The organism is Sorangium sp. So ce119, assembly GCF_051524405.1.
Taxonomy (GTDB): domain Bacteria; phylum Myxococcota_A; class Polyangia; order Polyangiales; family Polyangiaceae; genus Sorangium; species Sorangium cellulosum_G.
Genome location: NZ_CP150310.1, coordinates 3,138,145 through 3,158,258 on the forward strand (window position 1 = coordinate 3,138,145; position 20,114 = coordinate 3,158,258).

The window sequence follows — 20,114 nt, forward strand, 5'->3', positions numbered from 1 at the left end:
GCTCGTCGAGCCCGCGCGCCCAGCGCGCGCGGCGCCGACGCGCGGTCGCCGCTGGGTGAGCGCGTCGGTCCTCGCGTCATTCCGAATTTGACGCCGATTTTTCCACGAAAACCGCGAAACGAACGTACGCATCCCGCGTAGACCTCACCGGACGTCGAGACTAAGACGCCGGCGATGCATCCGTCCGAGCAGCCCGCGGCCAGGAAGAAGCTGACGCCGGTGATGCGCCAGTACGAGGAAGCGAAGGCGCTTCACCCTGACGCGATCCTCTTCTTCCGGATGGGCGACTTCTACGAGATGTTCAACGACGACGCGGTCCTCGTCTCGCGCGCGCTGAACCTGACGCTCACGAGCCGCAACAAGGGCGAGCCCGAGGAGGTCCCGATGGCCGGCGTCCCGCACCACGCGGCGCACGGCTACATCGCGCGGCTCCTCGCGCTCGGCCACAAGGTGGCGATCTGCGAGCAGTGCGGGGATCCCTCCAAGATCAAGGGGCTCGTGCCGCGGCAGGTGGTGCGCGTCGTCACGCCGGGGCTCGTGACCGACAGCGAGCAGCTCGACGCGCGCGCCAACCACTACCTGGCCGCCGTCGACGGGGGCGGCGTGCCCCGCGGGGACGCCGGCGCCACGGGCGGGCCGTACGGCCTCTCGCTGCTCGATCTCTCCACGGGCGAGCTCTCGGCCACCTCCATCCCGGACGCCGCGACGCTGCTCGCAGAGCTCGCCCGGGCCGACCCGCGCGAGGCGCTGATCGCCCGGGATCTGCCCGACGTCCGCGCGGCCGCGACGTCGCTCGCCTGCCGCGCGGCGCTGCGCGACGACGACGATCTCGACAGCGCCCAGGTCGCGTCGATCCTCGACGACGCCGCGCTCGAGCCGATCTCGGCGGCGGCGCTGGCAGAGCACCCGCTCCCGGCGGTGCGCGCGGCGGCGCGGGCGCTGCGCTTCGCGCGCCGCTGCAGCCCGGGCGCGCGCATCCCGGTGCGCCGCATCGCCCCGCACGACACCTCGGGCACGCTGCGGATCGACGAGACGGCTCAGTCGCACCTCGAGCTCGTGCGCGCCGCGGACGGGGGCCGCCGCGGCACGCTGCTCGACGTCGTCGACTGCACGGTCACCCCGGGCGGCGCCCGCCTGCTGCGCCGCCGCCTGCTCACGCCGCTCGCGGACGTAGCGGGGATCCGCAGGCGCCTCGACGAGGTGGAGCTCTTCGTCTCGCACCCGCGCGCCCGGGGCGAGCTGCGGGAGGCGCTCGGCGGCGTCGGCGACCTCGAGCGCCTCAGCGTCCGCGCGCTCCTCGGCGAGGCCACGCCGCGCGACCTCGGCTGCCTGCGCGACGGCCTCGCGGCGGCCCCGGCGGCGGTCGCCGCGGTGCGGTCGATCCCCGACCTCGGCAGCGCGGCGGCGGAGCCGCTGCTCGCCGAGGCGGCGGCGCTCGATCTCGCCGCCGACGTGCGCGCCGAGCTGACCGCCGCGCTGATCGAGCGGCCGCCGCCGAACACGCGCGAGGGCGGCATCTTCCGCGAGGGGTACGACAAGGAGCTCGACGAGGCGCGGGCCGTGGAGAAGAACGCGACCGAGCTCATCCTCGCGCTGGAGGCGAAGCTCCGCTCGCAGACGGGCGCGCCTTCGCTCCGGGTCAAGTACACGCGCGTGTTCGGCTGGTACATCGAGGTGACCCGCGCGCACGTCAGCAAGGTCCCGGAGAGCTTCCGCCGCAAGCAGACCGTCGCGACCGGCGAGCGCTACACGAGCGACGAGCTCGACGAGCTCGCCGACAAGATCGAGCACGCCGGGGCGCGCGCCCTGGAGCGGGAGACGGCGCTGTTCGATCGCCTGCGGGCCCTCGTCGCGAAGAGCGAGGGCCGGCTCCGCGCGCTCGCGCGCAGGCTCGCGGCGTGGGACGTCGCGGCCGCCCTCGCCGACGTCGCCCACCGCAACGACTACGTCCGGCCGCACGTCACCTCGGGCGAGGCGATCGCGATCCGCGACGGCCGCCACCCGGTGGTCGAGCGCTTCGCGGCCGCGGGGCACTTCGTGCCGAACGACACCCGCCTCGACCTCGCGGGCGAGCGGCTCTGGCTGATCACGGGCCCCAACATGGCGGGCAAGTCGACGCTCATGCGCCAGGTCGCGCTGATCGTGGTGCTCGCCCAGATGGGCAGCTACGTGCCGGCGCGCGAGGCGGAGATCGGCCTCGTGGACCGGATCCTCTCGCGCGTCGGCGCGAGCGACAACGTCGCGCGCGGCGAGAGCACGTTCATGGTCGAGATGCGGGAGACGGCGGAGATCCTCCGCGACGCGACGCGGCGCTCGCTGGTGATCCTCGACGAGATCGGCCGCGGCACGAGCACGTACGACGGCCTCGCGATCGCCTGGGCGGTGGCCGAGCACCTGTTCGAGGCGGTCGGCTGCCGCGCCCTGTTCGCGACGCACTACCACGAGCTGACGGAGCTCTCGGCGCGCGCGCCGGGCATCGCCAACTACTCGGTCGCCGCGCGCGAGCACGGCGACGACGTGATCTTCCTCCACAAGCTCGAGGCGGGCCCCGCGAGCCGCAGCTACGGCGTGGCGGTCGCGCGCCTCGCGGGCGTCCCCGAGGGGGTGCTCGCGCGCGCCCGGGCGATCCTCGCGACGCTGGAGTCGGGCGCCGCGCTGCCGGGCGGCAAGCACGCCTCGCTGCGCGGCCGCTCGCGCTCGGGCGCCGCGCAGCTCGACCTGTTCGCCCCGGCGCAGGCGGCGGTGCCGCCGGAGCAGGCGGCGGTCATCGAGACGCTGCGCTCGGTGGACGTCGACCGGCTCGCGCCGCTCGACGCGCTCAAGCTCGTCGTGAAGCTGAAGGGGCTGCTCGGCAGCGGCGCGAAGTGACGGGCGGCGTGAGGCGACGGTGACCGCGGGCGACGCTGACCGCGCGCCGGCTCAGTCAGGCGCCGCGATCTCCCGGAGCTCGGTGCCGCCCGCGTACGCGTAGCTCACGAACGAGTCGAACCCCGTCACGAGCAGCCCCACGGGCGCGGAGGCCGCGATCCGGTGCACGCCGTCGCGCTGCCTCCCGGGCAGCACGTTGTCGGGCGCCTGCTTCTCCGGATCGATCGTCGCGAAGCTGAGCTGGCATCGGTAGACGACGAACGGCGGCGCGCCGCCCCCGCGCTGCTCGTCCGTGAGGCCGTCCGCGGGTGCGATCTCGCACTCCTCCGCCCCGAGCGTCACGCCGTCGAGCTGCACGACGGCGGACGGCGGCGCGACAACGGAGATGAAGTCGAACGCGTACTTGTCGGGCGTCAGGAACACGTAGTCCTGCCGGAACTGCTCGACGGGCGGCAGGATGAGGAGGCTCGGGTCTCCGCCCGGCAGGCCCTGCCTGACGCCGGTCGCGTTCTGGCTGGCCATGATCTGCGACACGACGACGGGCTCGGAGCTCTCGATCAGGAAGTCGCCCCACACCGTCAGGTCGTGGAACTGGCCCAGCGAGGACAGCGTGATCCGGTCGTCCGGCGGCGGCAGGGTCGTCGTGATCTCGGCGCCCTTGCTCGTGGCGGCCATGATCCTCACGTACTCCGGCTCGGGCACGACCTCGATGCGCGCGCCGGCCTCCTTCGCCGTCTGCGACCGGTTCGGCGTGTGCGGCACGGCGAACCGCTTGCCCGTCGCGCGGATCGGGTCGAGCTGGTCCTCCAGGTGGTCGGCGCAGCAGCGCCGGTCCGCGAGCGTCCTGAAGTGGGGCGCGTCCGACGCCTCGCCGCCGGTGAACACAGCGATCGGCTGGTCGGCCTTGACGATCGAGCCGGTGAAGTCCGCGTTGAACCCGCCGGTCTCCAGGTTGAGCACGTCGAACGCGCCGAGCTCGACCTCGATCGACCCGTTCGCGGGCGTCTCCGGCACGGGCCCGCCGCCGACCACCCTCGCGGTCGTCTGCACCTGGACCGTCGTCCCGTCGCGCGTCCCCACGATGGTCAGGAACGCGCGCAGATCGATCGGGTTCAGCGGGTTGAAGTTCGTGTCCGGGTCGTCGGTGCTCGCGATGGTCTGCGGCCACCCGGTCACGACGTACGCGGTCGACATGACACCTGGGCTGTAGGTCAGCGCCTCGCGCGGCTTCAGGAGCGACGCGTCGTTGGAGAACACGTTGACGTTCTCCAGCGGGTTGAACTGATACGCCACGACGGGGAACTTTGACGTGATCTTGTACGCGTGGCGCGTGAGCGCCGTGTGCGTGCCGGTGTTGAACTCCCCCTCGGGGCTGCCGTCGACCTCGCGCGGCCCCAGCTTGAACACCTGGAGGTAGAGCGGCGCGATGATCGCGCTCGCGATCTCCACGGGCGCGGGCGGATCGCCCGGCGCGCCGTCGTCCTGGAAGATGTGGACCTCGTTCGGCACGTCGGGCTGCGGGTTCGAGATCACGACCGCGAACTGCTGCGCCGCCGCGTTGCTGGTCGCGTCGATCCGCGCGTTGTCGAGATCGACCGCCCAGTACTCGCACCCCACGTTGCTCCGCTCGACCTCGGCGACGGCGCAGAGCGGAAGGCAGCTCCCGCCCCGGCACGCCTCGCCGGCGCCCGTGTCGCACGTGTCGAGCGCGCCGCCGAAGCTGCCGTCCGGCTCGCACGCGACGACCTCCTGCCCGCGGCACGAGGTGGTGCCGGGCACGCACGGCCTGCAGCCGAGCTCCACCGACGCGCACACGAGCCCCTGGGCGGCGCAGTCGTCGACCGTCACCCAGGCCGGCCCCGCGTCGGTCTCCTCGCAGCGCGCGAGGTCCGCGCCGCACCGGACGTCGCCGGCCGCGCAGGGCGGCGGGGGCGGCGGCTCGTCGGGGATGTCGCCCCACCGCGTGCCGCGGTCGAAGCAGCTCGGCGAGAGCGCCAGCCCGAGCAGCGCGGCGACCGTGAGGGCCGCGGCCGCCGCGGACCGTCGCGCGCGGCGGCCTGCGCTCCATCGACGAGCGCGCGTTGTGTGGACCGGCGTGTTCATCACAGGTGCGCGCTGAAGCTGTCGAGGGAGTACGCCGTCATCCCCTGCGGCGTGAGCTGCCGGTAGACGAGCTTGCCGTAGTCGAAGCCGTCGATCCGCGCCCCGTACACCCCGAGGGTGATCGGCCCCGGCGGGATCGAGCCGTTGTCGATCCCGAGCTGCCGGATGTCCGGCACCTCGATCGCGTGCGATCCCGCCGGCACGGCGATGGTCCACCGGATGAGGCCGTTCCCGCTCGCGATGTCGTAGACGCTGAGGTCGACGGGCGCGCCCGCGCTGAACGTGGTGGCGAGGTGCGCGCCGTCCCAGGCGCGGTTCTGCGCGGGCGTCTCCAGGGTCGGCACGCCCACGAAGTCGCCGATGCCCACGGGCTCGCTCGTGGTGGTCGAGAGGACCCGCCCGACGACGGACAGCGGCGCGAGCCCGGCCTGGCCGGTGACGGCGCGCGCCGAGGAGTGGTAGCTCGCGCCGAGCAGATCGCGGTTGAGCGGCGGCACGCCCACGAACGTCAGCCTCCCGTCGAACGGGATCAGCGGGCTCTGGGCGCCGATCGGCAGCGTGGCGAACCCGTCGTTGCCGATCATCAGCGACACGTTCGCCTGGATGCGGTCCGGCCCCTTGGGTCCCTTCGCGGGCGCGGTGACGTCCATCGCGAGGGCGTGATCGAGGGGCTGGTTCATCCGCACGAACACGTCCCTCGTCACCTCGCCCGGGAGCACCGGGATCCCGCGGACGATGCCCATCGCGTACGCCGTGAACCGCGGCGGGACCGCCGATCGATCCTCGAGGCCCGCCAGCGCATAGAGCGAGCGGTTGCCGGGCGCGAGGTACATCGTGAACCCGTGCCCCAGGTCCCCCGGCGTCGTCGGGGTGATCGCCTGGATCGCGGGCGGCAGCTTGAAGGTCGCGAGCGGATCGCTCCCCGTCGTGAACACGTACGCCACCTGGCGCTCGGCCTCGCGCTGCGGGGTCGGGACGTTGCTCCACGCGGCGCCGCCTGGGTCCAGTGACTCGTCCCAGACGAGCTCGCCGTCGATCACCCCGGCGGTGCCCACCTTGCCGCCGACCGGCGGCGGCGGATCCCCGGAAGCGCCGCAGGCGGGCGTGAGCACCGGATCCAGGTACACGGTCGCCGTGTCGACCGGCACATCGACGAACGAGATCGGGCTGTGGCACGTCGCCGCGACCGTGACGGTCCGCGGGGCGTCGAGCGAGGCGTCCTCGAACACGGCGACGCCGGACGCGTCCGCCTCGCCGGTGAGCGCGGACGTCAGGCTGCTGCCCACGACGACGCGCGCCCCCGGGATCGGATCGCCGGTGAAGTTGTTGTAGACGAGGACCTTGAGCCGCCCGGCGAGCGGCGCGCCGCTGAGCCCGCCCTTGTAGCCGTTCGTGCTGTCCTCGTAGGTGTAGCCGTCCAGCACGAGGATCGTCTCGTCGCCGGTGGTCACCGCGACCGTCTTCGCGCCCGGCGTGCCCCGGGGCACGGTGCATACCAGCCGGCTCGGCCCCTCGACCGCGAGCGACGTGCACGGCTTCTGATCGATCCTGGCGATGGTGGTCGCGTCCCAGCGCGTCCCTTGCCCGATGAGCTCGATGGTCGTCCCGCCGGAGATCGGCCCGCTCGACGGGGACGCGTACAGCGCGTCGTAGACGTAGCCGCCCGGCAGCGCCCGCCGGGTCGACGTGTCGTCGCCGTTCTGCGCGACCAGCTCGACCGGCCCGGCCGCGCCCGGGGGCGCGACCACCTGGACCCGGTTGGGATCGATCGGCACGATCGCGGACGGATCGACCTCGACGTCGCCGAACCAGACGCGGACCTTGGAGCTGAAGCCGTTCCCGTGGAGGAGGACGCGCTGGCCCCCGTTGAACGGGCCGTGCGTCGGGTCGGCGCCGAGCAGCGCGTGCGGATCCGCGCTCGGCAGCCCGGCGCTGGTGGACGACGCCGTGGCCTGCGGGTCCACGCCGAAGTCGCCGCCGCCGCCTCCGTCACCGTCGGTCTGCCGGCGGATGCCTTCGGGCGCCGAGGCGATGCAGGCGGACACGACGGCGAGGCCTGCGCACCACGCGGAACATGCGCCGACCGAGGCGAAGCGTGCTGTAAGAAAGGCGGTTCGCACGGGCGGAGTGTACGTCATCATGGAGGCCGGGACACGGCGCGGCACGGAGCTCTCGCGCGCGCGGCGCGTCTCTCCTCCCGCGGTCGGAACGCGTCCAACTCGGGGCGAAACGGCCGAAAAAGGGCGGGCAACACGCGGTGGCATGGACCGCTGGCGCGGCGGCGCCGCCGCTTGACAAGCGGAGCGCATCGGGGTAGCAAACCGCCCCCTTCGTGCGGTCTCGTGACGAGGGGGACAGCGGAGGTTGAATCCTCGCCTTCGCTGTCGCTGCGAGTAAATCCACACGCTCTCCTGGCACCACGGCATTCCGCGACCCGGTGCCCCACCAACACGGACGCTCCTGTCCGTGCGTGGGGTTGGTCGCGGGAGGGGGAGCGGCGGACCAACCGAAAGGACACTGCCGTGACCGATACCAGCTTTTCCGCATCCGCTCCCGCGGCCGACACCATGCAGGCCGTTGCCCCCCAGCAGGGGGATTTCCCGCTCCCGCTGCGCTCGCTGCTCGACGCGGGCGTGCACTTCGGCCACCAGACGAAGCGCTGGAACCCGAAGATGCGGCCGTTCATCTACGGCGCGCGCAACGGCATCCACATCATCGATCTCGATCAGACGACGCGGCTCTTCAAGCGCGCGTACGACTTCCTGACCGACGCCGTCGGCCGCGGCGGCCACGTGCTGTTCGTCGGCACGAAGCGCCAGGCGCAGGACATCGTGCAGGAGGAGGCCCGGCGGGCGGGCATGTACTTCGTCACGAACCGCTGGCTCGGCGGCACGCTGACCAACTTCCGGACGATCAAGCAGGGCCTCGATCGCCTGCGCACCCTCGAGCGCATGAAGGAGGACGGGACGTACGAGCAGCTCCTCAAGAAGGAGGTCGTCCGCCTCGAGAAGGAGCGCGAGCGGCTCGAGAAGTACCTGGGCGGCCTCAAGGGCATGGGCGGCCTGCCCGCGGCGATCTTCGTGATCGATCCGCACCAGGAGTCGATCGCGATCAGCGAGGCGCGGAAGCTGAACGTCCCGGTCGTGGCCATCACGGACACGAACTGCGATCCGGATCTCGTCGACTTCGTGATCCCTGGCAACGACGACGCCATCCGCTCGATCCGGCTGATCACGGCCCGCGTCGCGGACGCGTGCGTCGAGGGCGCGCAGCGCCGCAAGGACCACGGCGAGGGCGCGCACGGCTCGCAGCCTCCGGCCGGCGGTCGCGGCCAGCGCGACGAGATCAACGTGTACCAGGGCGGCCGCGGCGGCCGCGGCGGTCCGCGCCAGCAGCAGGCGTCGTAGCGGCGGCGCGAGCCGCATCGGAGCGGCCCGACGGCCCGGGGCAGGGAGGTGGAGCGATGGCGCCGCCTCTCGCCCCGGAATCGGAGACCGCAGCGCGTCGAGGGCGCAGGGACAGAAATGCGAGTTTCATTTCTCTGCGCCCTCGGTGCTTCTGCGGTCCGAGCTGCGCATCGCGCGGGCGCTCGTGGTCATCAGTCTGAAGTGCGATGAAGAGGGGCCGCTCGGCGCGGCTCCTTCCTATCTAGGTTGAAGGAGAAAGAGCCATGGCCGGCATCAATGCGCAGGCGATCAAGGAGCTTCGTGAGCGTACCCAGGCGGGGATGAGCGACTGCAAGAGCGCCCTCACGGAGGCCGAGGGCGACATGGAGAAGGCGGTCGAGATCATCCTCAAGAAGGGTCTCGCGAAGAGCGCCAAGCGGGCCGGCGCGTCCGCCACCGAGGGCGAGGTTCGCGCGACGGTCGCGGCCGATCGGCGGAGCGCGACGATGGTCGAGGTCAACATCCAGACGGACTTCGCCGCCCGCAACGACGCCTTCCGGCAGTTCGTCGGCGACGTGCTCACCGCGGTCGAGAAGGCGCCCGAGGGCGCGGACGTGAGCCAGCTCTCGATCGGCGGCAAGTCGATCGCCGACACGGCGACCGAGCTGACCGCGCGCATCGGCGAGAAGGTCGCGGTGCGCCGCTGGGATCGCGTGTCGATCCCGGAGGGCAAGCACGGCGTCGCGCACGCGTACGTGCACCTCGGCGGTAAGATCGGCGTGCTCGTGGCGGTCGAGGCGTCGAGCCAGGCGGTGGCGGAGCACCCCGAGGTGCAGAAGTTCATCGACGAGACGGCGATGCAGGCCGCCGCGATGAGCCCGCTCGTCCTCCGTCGCGACGAGGTCACGGCGGATCTGAAGGCGAAGCAGCAGGAGATCTTCGAGGCGCAGCTCCGCGAGGATCCGAAGCCGAAGCCGGAATCGGCGTGGCCGAAGATCATCGAGGGCAAGTTCAACAAGTGGTACTCGGAGGTCGCGCTCCTCGAGCAGGAGTCGGTCGAGGCGGCGTCGCGCGGCGTGTCGGGCCAGACGATCGACAAGCTGCGCGAGGCGGCCGCGAAGGCGGCCGGCGGCGAGCTCACGCTCACGCGCTTCGTGCGGTATGAGCGCGGCGAGGGCGTCGAGAAGAAAGAGGACAACTTCGCCGCCGAGGTGGCGAAGATGGCCGCGAGCTGACGCGGTCCGATGCGGGGGCGCCTCGCCGCCGTCTCGATCGACCTCGACGAGGTCCCGAACTACCTTGCCCTCCACGGCCTCGCCGCCCCGGATCGCCCCGGGGCGGTGGCCGCGCTGCACGCCGTCTATGACGCGGCGCTGCCCCGCATCGCGGACTTCGCTGCTTCCCACGGCATCCCTGTCACGCTGTTCGCGATCGGCCGCGACCTCGCGCGCCCGGAGAGCGCGGCGGCCCTGCGCGCGCTGAGCGACGCGGGCCACGCGGTCGAGAACCACTCGTACGGGCACCGCTACGACCTGTCGCGGCTCCCGCGCGCCGCGATCGCGCGCGACGTCCTGCTGGGCGCCGAGGCGATCGCGGAGGCGGTCGGGCGTCGTCCGACGGGCTTCCGCGCGCCGGGCTACACCGTGAGCGACGCGCTGTTCGACGCGCTCGAGGCGGTCGGGGTGGCGTTCGACTCCTCGGTGTTCCCGTGCCCGCCCTACTACGCAGCGAAGGCCCTCGTGCTGGGCGTGCAGCGCGCGCAGGGCAGGGGATCGGCGGCGATCCTGGACACGCCGCGGGTGCTCGCGGCGCCGCGCCGCCCGTACCGGCCGGGGCGCCCGTGGTACCGGCGTGGCGGCCGGCGCTTCGTCGAGCTGCCGATCCAGGTGACTCCCGGGCTCCGGCTGCCGGTCATCGGCACGAGCGTGGCGCTCGCGGGCGCCGCGGGGGCGCGCTGGCTGGCGCGCGTCTGCGCCGGCGAGGCGCTCGTGAACCTGGAGCTGCACGGCATGGACTTCCTCGACCGGCGCGACGGCCTCGAGGCGCTCGCGCCGTACCAGCCTGAGCTCCGGGTGGCGCTGGGAAGGCGGCTCGATGCGCTGGGGGCGTTCGTGGAGGAGACGGCGCGGCGAGGAGCGCGATTCGTGCGGCTGGACGAGGCAGCCGGGGAGCGCGGGCTCGTGGGGTGACCGGGGGCGGGCGGCACAGGCGGAGCCGGCGTCGGCGCGACTTTGTCGCATTCCCCCGAGAGCCTCGCGCGGGGCCGCGAGCCCCACCGCTGCGCGCGGCGGCTCGCCGACCGCCGGCACGCTAGCTCGCGACGAGCCGCTTCGCGACGATCATCCCGAGGGCGCCGGCGAGCAAGCAGCCGACCAGCGTGATCGTGATGTTGGCGAGCCCCGCTGCCCAGGACTTGTAGTGGATGAGCCTGAGTGTCTCGTTGTTGAAGCTCGAATAGGTGGTGAAGCCGCCCATGAGGCCGGTGCTCAGGCTGAGGCGGAGCGTCGGCGACAGGAGCGCTGTCGATTCGGCGATCTCTCCAATGGCGCCGAGCAAGAACGACCCGAGCACGTTGACGGCGAGCGTGCCGTACGGAAAACCAGCGCCGAAGCGCTGCTGGCACCACGTCGAGAGCCCGTAGCGGGCGAGGGTGCCCGCCGCCCCGCCGACTCCGATCCAGAACCACCGATCCATCGGCCCACCTCACCGCGCACGCGCCAGTCAGCAGCGCCGCCGCTCTGCCGCCGCCTACTCCGCCGCCTTCCTGAACTCGATGACCTGGCCGCCGTCGCCCTTGCTGCTGTCCGCCAGCGCCGGCCGGTTCACCCGCGAGATCTGATCCGGCGCCACGCCGGCCGCCGCGATGAACTGGCGCGCCTGCTCGTTGTCGCCGGAGGCCAGCTCGTCCGGCGTCCCCGACGCGACGACCCGCCCCTGGATCACGAGGAACGCCTGGTGTGCGATGCGGAACGTGCTCGCCATGTCGTGCGAGATGACCACGCTCGTCACCTTGTAACGCGCCCGCGTCTCCTCGATCAGGTCGTCGACCATCCGGCTCGTCAGCGGATCGAGCCCGCTGGTCGGCTCGTCGTAGATGAGGATCTCGGGCTCGAGCATCAGCGCGCGCGCCAGCCCCACGCGCTTGCGCTGCCCGCCCGACAGCTCCGAGGGCATCCGGTCCTCCTTGTTCTCGAGGCCGAGCGAGTTCAGCATGCCCACGACCTTGTCGCGGATGTCCTTGTTCGACATGTGCTTCCGGTGCTCGCGCAGCGGGAACGCCACATTGTCGAAGATCGTGAGCGAGTCGAGCAGCGCCGCGTACTGGAACACCATGCCGAACCGCTGGCGCATCCGGTTCATCTCGTAGTCGTCCAGCGCGCCCATATCGACGCCGTCGACCCAGATGTGCCCGGTGGTCGGCCGCTCGAGCCCGATGAGCAGCCGCAGCAGCGTCGTCTTGCCCGCGCCCGACCCGCCGATGATCACCGCCGTCTCGGTCCGCCGGAGGTGCATGGTGATCCCGTGCAGCACCTTCGTCGGCCCGAACGATTTCTTGATGTCATCGACGAAGAGGTGATCCCCCGGCAGCCACCCCGGAGGCATCTCGCGCGCCTGCGGCCCGCCCCCCGGCGCGGCCTCGGCCCCGTTCCGGGGGGGCTGCCCGTTCTCGGGGGGGTGGCTGGGCGGCCTTCTCGACATCGGCGCGTCACGGTACCACGGAGGGGGCCCCCGCAGGACGGCGATCGCCTTGCATTGCCGTAAGGCTCAGCACGCGCTTGACGCGGCCGGGCGTGGGACGGAAACGTTGCTCATGACCGACGACATACTCAAGGCAGCCCTCGACACGGCCGAGGCCAAGATCGACAAGGATGGCTGGGCCGAGCTCCCCGAAGGGCGGGTGCTCACGCTCTACGCCGCCCACGAAGGCGTGTCGCTCCCGGTGAGCAAGATCGAGGCGGTCTCGAGCGTGGGCGGGCTCCTGAAGGCCCGCAGCACCAAGGGCGAGACCTTCGTGCTCGCCCTGAAGGACGTGTTCGCCATCGCCCTCGACGGCGGTGGCAAGGGAGCGCAGGCCAGGAAGGCCGGCTTCCTGGGCTGATCGCGGCGTCGCCTTCGTATGGCCAGATCGCCGAGAGCGGGTGGAGGTCCTGGGGGGCGGGCCGCCGAGCGCGCCGTCGACCTGGCGCTCGCCGATCTGCAGCGCCGGTTCGGCCTCGGCCGCAGCCTCGCCGCCCCCGGGTGGGTGCGCGAGCGGGTCCTCACCGTCCTGAGCGGCGTCGCCGCGCGCCACGGCGTCTCCCCGCTCGCGGCCGCCGAGCGGCTGCACGACGACAGGGAGGCCTCCGAGGAGATCGTCAGCGCGCTCCGCGTGGGCGAGACGCGGTTCTACCGCGATCCCATCATCTGGGAGGCCATCGTCTCCTCGGTGCTGCCCAGGCTCCCGCCCGACCTCCCCATCGCCGGCCTCTCGGCCGGCTGCAGCACCGGCGAGGAGGCCTACACGCTGGGGATGATCCTCGCCAGCGCCGGCCGCCGCTTCAGCGTGCTCGGAGTCGACCGCGCCCCGGCGGCGATCGAGGCGGCGCGCGAGGCCGTCTACGCCCCGGAGGCCGCCGAGCAGCTCCCCCCGGCCCTGCTTCAGCGGTACTGTGAGCAGAAGGGCGGAGCGCTGCACGTCTGCCAGAAGCTCCGCGACGTCGTATCTTTCGAGGTCTGCGACCTGGTGCACGCCGTACCGAGCGGCGGTTTCCAGATCATCTTCTTCAAGAACGTGCTCCTGTATCTCGCTGAGCCGGCTGGCGACGCGGTGGCCCGCCGCCTCGCGGCCGAGCTCAGCCCGGGTGGGCTGCTCTTCTCGGCCGCGAGCGAGGCGCCGCGGCTCTGCAGCGCCGGACTCACCTCGGTCAGGGTGAACGCTCACGTCACCGCCTTCCGCGCCCCGGGCTCCTGAGAGAGCTACACCACATCGAATGAGCTTCGACCTCTCCCCCACGTCCAGGCCCAGCGGGCTCGCCGAGCTCCGCGCCGCCTACGCGCGCGAACGCGCGGGGCTCGACCGCACCGTGCCGAGCGGCCCCACGCCGGCCGCGGATCCCTCCGCGCTCGGGGTCGTCCTCGGGCGGCGCCACGCGAAGCTGCTCGACGACCTCCTCGGCCGCCTCTTCCACCTGCTGCGCGAGTCCGGCGCGCCGAGCCGCGCCGCGTGGGATTCGGTCGCGATCGCCGGGGTCGGCGGCTACGGCCGCGGCGCCGTCGCGCTGCGGAGCGATCTCGACGTGCGCATCCTCGCCCGCGACGCCCAGCGCGCCGGCGCCATCGCGGACGCGCTGCTCTACCCGCTCTGGGACATGGGGGTCACCGTGGGGCACCAGGTCGTCACCATCGACGACCTCGTCGAGGGCGCGCGCGAGGATCTGCCGACCGCGACGAGCCTGCTCGACTGGCGGCACGTCGTCGGCGACGCGTCGCTGTCCGAGTCGCTCTGGCAGCGCGCCGCGATGGGCATCTTCGCGCACTCGGAGCTGCCCCGCTTCATCGAGCGGCTCGGCAAGGAGATCTCGCAGCGCCACGAGCGCTTCGGCGGCTCGGTCTACCTGCTCGAGCCCGACGTGAAGAACGGCGCGGGCGGGCTCCGCGATCTCGACGTCGCCCGCTGGGCGGCGAAGGCGCGCTACGGCGTCGGCGAGTTCGACGCGCTGGTCCGCTTCGGCGCGCTCGTCGCCCGCGAGGCCGAGGAGATCCGCGGCGCCGCCGAGATGCTCTGGCGCATCCGCAACCTCCTCCACGCTCACTCCGGGCGGCGGACCGACCGGCTCACGTTCGACGAGCAGGAGCTGTGCGCGGGCGCGCTCGGCTACAGCAAGGCCGCGGGGCCCGCCGGCGACGGCCAGAAGGCCGCGCCGTCCGCCGACGAGCCCGCCGTGTCGCCCGAGGCGATCGAGCGCATGATGAGCGACTACTACCGGAGCGCTCGGACCATCTCGCGCGCCCTGGACGTCATCGTCTCGCGCGCCACGCCGACGCTCACGCGGCGCCGCCGCCGCGACGAGGATCTCGGCCGCGGCGTCCGCCTCTTCGACGGCTGCATCACGATGAGCGATCCGGATCTGCTCCGGACCGACCCGGCCATCGCGCTGCGGCTCGTCTCCGAGGCCGTCGAGCGCGGCGTCCCGCTCCTGCCCTACGCCCGCGGGGCGATCGTGCGCGCCGCCGGCGATCCTGCGTTCTGCGCGGCGCTCCGCGAGAGCCCCGAGGCCGCCGAGCGGTTCCGGACCCTCGTCGCCACGTGCAAGGAGACCTCGCTCCAGAGCGGCTCGGTGGTGCGCGAGCTGCACGACCTCGGCCTGCTGCTCGCGATGATCCCCGAGTTCTTGCCGGTCGTCGGGCGCGTCCACCACGACGTCTACCACGTCTACACCGTCGACGTGCACTCGGTGGCCGCGGTCGATCGGCTCGCGGCGCTCGCGCGCGGCGAGCTCGCGGGCGAGTTCGGCCTCCCGTGCCGGCTCGCCGCCGAGGCGACGCGGCCGACGATGCTGTTCTTCGCCACGCTCCTGCACGACGTGGGCAAGGCGATCGGCGGCACCGATCACAGCCGGCGCGGCGCCGAGATGGCGAGGAAGATCCTGGAGCGGCTCGGCTTCCCTCCGGAGGACGTCGACGAGGCGTGCCACCTCATCCTGAAGCACCTCGTGATGTACCTCATCGCGACGCGGCGCGATCTCGACGACCCCGCGACGATCTCGGAGTTCTGCCAGGAGGTGCACGGCCGCGAGGGGCTGCGCGACCTCTACCTGCTCACGGTCGCCGATCTGTCGACCACGAGCCCCACGTCGATGACGTCGTGGAAGGCGCGGATGCTCGACGAGCTGTACCTCTCGGCCGACGCGGCCCTGCGCGGCGCGCGCGAGGACGGCGGGCCGCTCGGCGTCGACGACCAGCGCATGGCCCGCGCGATCAGCGGCACGGTGGGCGCCCTCGAGGACATGCCGGCCGCGAGCGAGGCGGAGCGGCGCGCGCAGCGAGACTTCCTCGCCCGCTACCTCGCGTCGATGCCCGAGCGCTACCTGCTCGCGAACAGCCCGGTCGCGATCGCCGCGCACGCCGAGCTCGCGCGGCAGCAGCAGGGCAACGGCAACGGCGTCTCGGTCGCGCTCGTGCCGTCGCGGCACCCGGAGGCCGCGGAGATCTGCGTGGTCGCGCCGGATCGCCCCGGCCTGCTCGCGGCGATCACGGCGGCGCTCGCCGCCTCGCGCCTCGAGGTCCACGCCGCGCAGATCCACTCGCGCGCGTGCGACGATCAGGGCCTCGACGACGGCGGCGCGATCCGCGCGCGGGCGAGCTCGTCTCCGCCGGCGGGCGTGCGCCTCCAGGCGGTCGACCTGTTCTGGGTGCGCGACCGCGGCGAGGGGGTAGGGGGCGTGGCCCGCGCGATCCCGAAGCTCATGGCCGACATCCAGGCGGTGCTCACGGGCCAGCTCTCCGGCGCGGAGCTCGCCAAGAAGCGGCGGGGCGGCGCGCTGCGCGAGCGCCCGACGCCCAAGGTCCGGACGCAGATATCCATCGACGACCGCGCCTCCCACCACACGGTGATCGAGGTCCTCGCGCGCGATCGCCCCGGCCTCCTGTTCGCGGTCTCGGACGCGCTCTACCAGCTCGGCCTCTCGATCTCGGTCGCCAAGATCAACACGGAGGGGACGCGCGTGGCCGACGTGTTCTATGTGAGCGAGGCGGACGGGACGAAGATCTCGAACGGCAATCGGATGCAAGAGGTCGAGGAGCGGCTCCATGCGGTGCTCCAGGGCCTGGACGGCGAAGGGAGTGTCGGATGAACGAGAGGTGGTTGTCGCGCGCGGCGTGGGCGAGGCCCGCCGCTCATCGGGTGGTGGCGGCGGCGGCGGTCGCGGCGCTCGCGGCGTGCGCCGCAGCATGCGGTGGAGCGCAGGAGCCCCCGCGCGAGCAGCTCTTCGCCGATCCGCCCGAGGGCAGCGACGCGGCGACCTCGAAGGGCGCGTCGTCCACGGCGCTGGATCGGGGCGTCGCGTACATCAAGAACGAGCGGTACGAGGAGGCGAAGCAGCATCTCCTCCAGGCGATCGAGCACGAGCCGGGCAGCGCCGAGGCGCACTACTACCTCGGGCTCGCGCGCGAGAAGACGAACGACCGCGCCGGCGCCGAGGCGTCGTACAAGAAGGCGCTCGCGAGCGACCCGAAGCTCGAGGCCGCCGCGCTGAACCTGGCGGCGCTCTACCTGGACGAGCCGCCGCGCCCCGACGAGGCGATCGCGGTGCTCACGAAGGCCGTCGAGCAGGCGCCGGACCGGGGCGCGCTCCACCAGAACCTCGGCTACGCGTACGGCCTGAAGAAGGACGTCGCGAACGCGAGCAAGCACTACGAGGCGGCGCTCAAGGCCGAGGACTCGGCGGCCACGCGCTTCGCGTACGGCGCCATGCTGTTCGAGGCGAAGGAGCTCGACCGGGCCGCCGCGGAGCTCAGGAAGGCGCTCGCCGCGACCGGCGACGACGTGGCGACGATCGCCACGATCGGCCGGATGCTCGGGCCGGCGAAGGCGTACGCGGACTGCGTGGCGGCCTTCGACCGCGCCATCAAGCTGAAGCCGGAGGCCGAGTTCCACGTGCGCCGCGGGACGTGCCGCCACGAGCTCGGCGATGAGGCGGGGGCGCGCGGGGACTACCAGGCGGCGATCAAGGTGGATCCGCGGTTCGCGGCCGCGCACTACTACCTCGGCCTGTCGTTCCTGGCCGACCGCAAGCCGCAGAGCGCGCTCGCGGCGCTCACCGAGGCCGGGAAGCACGGCGGCGACACCGAGATCGGCAAGCGCGCCCGCGCCAAGGTGAAGGAGCTCAGCGCCAGGCTGAAGTGACGCCGTCGCGCGGCGATCGCGCGCCGGATCGCCGCGCCCGGGCGCGGCAGCGGGCGCCGCGCCGTCGCGCGGCGTCGCTCGAGCGGGTCGCGCGCAGCTGGCGCCGGGCAGGCGCACGCCTGCGCGCGGCGGCTCACGCACCCAGCAGCGCGATGATCCTGTCCAGCTCGTCGAGCGAGCCGTACGTGATGCCGAGCTCGCCGTGGCCCCCCTGATCGCGGACCTCGACGCGGGTCCCGAGCCGGCGCATGAGGCGCGCCTCCAGGTCCTTGATCGCCGGCGACTTCCCCGCGCGCTTCTTCTCGCCCGGCTCCTCGCCGTCGGTGGCCCCCCGGGCCTCCTTCTCCTTCGCCGCCTTGATCAGCGCCTCGACCTTGCGGACCGGGAGCTTGCCGTGGACGGTCCGCTCGGCGACGTCGGCCATCACCTTGTCGCTCGGCGCGCCGAGCAGCGCCCGCGCGTGACCCTCGCTGAGCTCGCGCGAGATCACCATGGTGCGGATGCGCGGCGGCAGGCGGAGGAGCCGGAGCGAGTTGACGATCGTCGTGCGGTCCTTGCCGACGCGCTCCGCGAGCGTCTGGTGCGTGTAGCTGTGCTCGCGCAGCAGCCGATCGAACGCCTCGGCGATCTCGATCGGGTTGAGATCGGCCCGCTGCACGTTCTCGACCAGCGCCAGCTCGAACGCCTCCTTGGGGGAGACGTCCTTGACGACGACGAGCACCTCCCGGAGCCCCGCGCGCTGCGCCGCGCGCCACCGCCGCTCGCCCGCGATGAGCTCGAAGGTGTCGTTGCTGGACTGCGTCCTGCGCACGATGAGCGGCTCGATGAGCCCGTGCTCGCGGATGCTCCCGGTGAGCTCCTCGAGCTCGGTCTCGTCGAAGTGCTGCCGCGGCTGCCCCTTCTGCGGCACGATCTTCTCGATCGCGCACACGAACACGCTGCGCCCTTCGGCCGCCGTCGATGTCGCCGGCGGCGCCGCCGGGAGCAGGGCGTCGAGCCCCCGTCCGAGCGCGCGCCGCGCCCCTTTCTGATCGGCATTCATGATCTGGGTCGTGCGTCCCTCGCGCGCGCTCCGGTGGTGGGCGGGGGTGAGGGCTCGGCCTGCGGCTCCGCCTGGGCGGCGTCCCCGCGCTGCCGCTTCTTCGGGTCCGCGGCGGCGGGCGGGCCGTCCAGGATCTCGCGCGCGAGGCTCAGGTAGCCCTGCGCGCCCTTCGACTGCGCGTCGTAGAGCAGCGCCGGCTTGCCGTGGGACGGCGCCTCGCTGAGCTTCACGTTGCGCGGGATGATCGCGTCGAACACGCGGAAGTGCGCCTTCACCTCGTCGGCCACCTGGTGCGTGAGCGAGTTGCGCCCGTCGAACATCGTGAGGACGACGCCCTCGACCGTGAGCTCCGGGTTGAAGGCGCTCCGCACCCGGTCGATAGTCGCCATGAGGTGCGTCAGCCCCTCGAGCGCGTAGTACTCGCACTGGAGCGGCACGAGCACCCGGTGGGCCGCGGTGAGCGCGTTGAGCGTCAGCAGGCCGAGCGACGGCGGGCAGTCGAGGACGACGAAGGCGTACCCGTCGAGGTGCGGGCGCAGCGCGTGCCGCAGCCGCACCGCGCGATCGTCCGCGTCGACCAGCTCGAGCTCCGCCGCGACGAGGTCCTGGGTCGCGGGCACCACGTCGAGCAGCGGCACCTCGGTCGCGACGACCGCCTCCTTCAGCGTCGCCCGCCCGATCATGACGTCGTAGAGGGACAGCTCGAAGCTCCCGCGCCGCACGCCGACGCCGCTCGACGCGTTCCCCTGCGGATCGCAGTCGACGAGCAGGGTACGGCGCTCCGCCGCGGCGAAGCTCGCGGCCAGGTTGACCGAGGTCGTGGTCTTGCCGACGCCCCCCTTCTGGTTGGCGACGGCAAAGACGACAGGCGAAGGCTTGGGGGCGGCGCCGGGCTTGCCGGGCGCGCCCCCCTCGTTGGGCGATGGCATCGTGCTGTGTCGCGTCCGACCCGGCTGCTTACACGACCCCCATCGGCACGTCGAGAGATGCGGCGCCTCGGCCTGCACGTTCGACCGGACGCGCGCGTCCGGCCCTGCGCGGGTTCGCTCGCCGGATTGTTGGCCTGAACGGCGGGGGTGTATACAGTGCCCCACATGTCGCTTGATGTGGTCAAGGGTGAGCGCGCGGCGCGGCTGTCGATCCGCGGGCGCGGCTCGAGGCGGGGCCGCTGCTTCGGCCTCGGTGGGGCGCTGCTGGCTTGCGGCGACTCCGGCCCTGTCGACCGTGTCCTTGCCCGCGCGTTCTGGTGCGACGGGCGCGCGCCTTCGTTGCTCGCGCCTGCGCAGGTCCTAGTGCTTTCGCCTTCGCTTCAACGCAGGTCGGCGACCGGCTCGCCCCGTCGTCTGCCCTCGACGCGCGTCGAGGGGCAGCGCTGACCGCCCCTGGATCCACGGACGTGACGCCCAGCTTCGCCGAGCGGACCGACGCCCCGACGTCGCCTCGGCACATGTGAGGAGGACAGATGCCGCTTCCCAAATCGTATCAGAACTTTGCCGAGTTCGAGCGGGAGATTCTGCGCCCGAACCGTGTGGGCTTCTCGCTCGAGGACATCGTCGAGGACGAGGGATCCTTCGACGCTGAGCTCGATTTCGAGAAGGACCCCTTCGACGTCTCGGACGACGACTGAGCGCGGCCGGTGCGTCGCGGACGGGCCTCGTCGCTCCCGCGCCCCGCTGAGCCGCGACGCCGTCGACGACGGCGCGCCGCGCGGCGATGCACATCAGCTTGCACGATCCCTCCCGGGATCCGAGCCCCGGCGGCCGCCTCTCCGCCGGGGCTCCTTTTTTTCAAGCAGCGTCCTGTCGCTCGTCTTGACCCCCCCGGCGACGCG

General features: G+C 72.8%; 15 protein-coding genes. 9 read left to right on the forward strand and 6 right to left on the reverse strand.

Annotation, left to right across the window (positions count from 1 at the left end):
- The first annotated feature begins 174 nt into the window (after nt 1-174).
- Nucleotides 175-2,868: a DNA mismatch repair protein MutS gene (mutS, locus tag WME76_RS11890; RefSeq protein ID WP_437960255.1), complete on the forward strand. Its 2,694-nt coding sequence runs from the start codon at nt 175-177 to the stop codon at nt 2,866-2,868.
- Nucleotides 2,869-2,919: 51 nt separating this feature from the next.
- Here the strand turns inward: mutS and WME76_RS11895 are convergent, their stop codons facing one another.
- On the reverse strand, nt 2,920-4,971 hold the full coding sequence (locus WME76_RS11895; protein WP_437960256.1) for an IgGFc-binding protein: 2,052 nt from the start codon (nt 4,969-4,971) through the stop codon (nt 2,920-2,922).
- The gene (locus tag WME76_RS11900; RefSeq protein ID WP_437960257.1) at nt 4,971-7,016 is read right to left on the reverse strand and encodes an IPT/TIG domain-containing protein; all 2,046 of its coding nucleotides are present in this window, start codon (nt 7,014-7,016) and stop codon (nt 4,971-4,973) included. Before WME76_RS11900 ends, WME76_RS11895 begins: the two co-directional genes overlap by 1 nt.
- A gap of 522 nt (nt 7,017-7,538) precedes the next feature.
- On the opposite strand from WME76_RS11900, the gene rpsB reads away from it, so the two are divergent.
- The 3 genes from rpsB to WME76_RS11915 all read left to right on the forward strand — a co-directional run bounded on the left by rpsB (nt 7,539) and on the right by WME76_RS11915 (nt 10,546).
- Nucleotides 7,539-8,378 (forward strand): 30S ribosomal protein S2, encoded by an 840-nt coding sequence (gene rpsB, locus WME76_RS11905; protein WP_061617664.1) that lies wholly within the window; start codon nt 7,539-7,541, stop codon nt 8,376-8,378.
- Between the two features lie 263 nt (nt 8,379-8,641).
- The gene (tsf, locus tag WME76_RS11910) at nt 8,642-9,592 is read left to right on the forward strand and encodes a translation elongation factor Ts (protein WP_437960258.1); all 951 of its coding nucleotides are present in this window, start codon (nt 8,642-8,644) and stop codon (nt 9,590-9,592) included.
- Between the two features lie 9 nt (nt 9,593-9,601).
- Nucleotides 9,602-10,546, forward strand: coding sequence for a polysaccharide deacetylase family protein (locus WME76_RS11915; protein ID WP_437960259.1), 945 nt, complete (start codon nt 9,602-9,604; stop codon nt 10,544-10,546).
- 121 nt (nt 10,547-10,667) lie between these two features.
- Here WME76_RS11915 and crcB read toward each other — a convergent pair whose 3' ends face one another.
- Nucleotides 10,668-11,051 (reverse strand): fluoride efflux transporter CrcB, encoded by a 384-nt coding sequence (crcB, locus tag WME76_RS11920; RefSeq protein WP_437960260.1) that lies wholly within the window; start codon nt 11,049-11,051, stop codon nt 10,668-10,670.
- Nucleotides 11,052-11,105: 54 nt separating this feature from the next.
- Complete coding sequence (locus tag WME76_RS11925) at nt 11,106-12,056, reverse strand: ABC transporter ATP-binding protein (RefSeq protein ID WP_437960261.1); 951 nt, start codon at nt 12,054-12,056, stop codon at nt 11,106-11,108.
- Between the two features lie 112 nt (nt 12,057-12,168).
- Between WME76_RS11925 and WME76_RS11930 the strand changes: the two genes are divergently transcribed.
- Genes WME76_RS11930 through WME76_RS11945 form a run of 4 tightly spaced genes read left to right on the forward strand, consistent with a single transcriptional unit; the run spans nt 12,169 to nt 17,241 of the window.
- Nucleotides 12,169-12,456, forward strand: coding sequence for a hypothetical protein (locus WME76_RS11930; protein WP_437960262.1), 288 nt, complete (start codon nt 12,169-12,171; stop codon nt 12,454-12,456).
- An 18-nt stretch (nt 12,457-12,474) separates the two neighbouring features.
- Nucleotides 12,475-13,308 (forward strand): CheR family methyltransferase, encoded by an 834-nt coding sequence (locus WME76_RS11935; RefSeq protein WP_437960263.1) that lies wholly within the window; start codon nt 12,475-12,477, stop codon nt 13,306-13,308.
- A gap of 19 nt (nt 13,309-13,327) precedes the next feature.
- A complete protein-coding gene (glnD, locus tag WME76_RS11940; protein ID WP_437960264.1) occupies nt 13,328-16,189 on the forward strand; it encodes a [protein-PII] uridylyltransferase in 2,862 nt (953 codons plus the stop codon).
- Nucleotides 16,186-17,241 carry a tetratricopeptide repeat protein gene (locus WME76_RS11945; RefSeq protein WP_437960265.1) on the forward strand — a complete coding sequence of 352 codons (1,056 nt, stop codon included), beginning with the start codon at nt 16,186-16,188 and terminating at the stop codon, nt 17,239-17,241. The genes glnD and WME76_RS11945 overlap by 4 nt, the downstream gene beginning before the upstream one ends.
- A 133-nt stretch (nt 17,242-17,374) precedes the next feature.
- Here WME76_RS11945 and WME76_RS11950 read toward each other — a convergent pair whose 3' ends face one another.
- Both WME76_RS11950 and WME76_RS11955 read right to left on the reverse strand, forming a co-directional pair.
- Nucleotides 17,375-18,283, reverse strand: coding sequence for a ParB/RepB/Spo0J family partition protein (locus WME76_RS11950; protein WP_437960266.1), 909 nt, complete (start codon nt 18,281-18,283; stop codon nt 17,375-17,377).
- Nucleotides 18,280-19,212: a ParA family protein gene (locus tag WME76_RS11955; protein WP_437960267.1), complete on the reverse strand. Its 933-nt coding sequence runs from the start codon at nt 19,210-19,212 to the stop codon at nt 18,280-18,282. Before WME76_RS11955 ends, WME76_RS11950 begins: the two co-directional genes overlap by 4 nt.
- A gap of 533 nt (nt 19,213-19,745) precedes the next feature.
- On the opposite strand from WME76_RS11955, the gene WME76_RS11960 reads away from it, so the two are divergent.
- Complete coding sequence (locus tag WME76_RS11960) at nt 19,746-19,910, forward strand: hypothetical protein (RefSeq protein ID WP_061606239.1); 165 nt, start codon at nt 19,746-19,748, stop codon at nt 19,908-19,910.
- Nucleotides 19,911-20,114 lie beyond the last annotated feature (204 nt).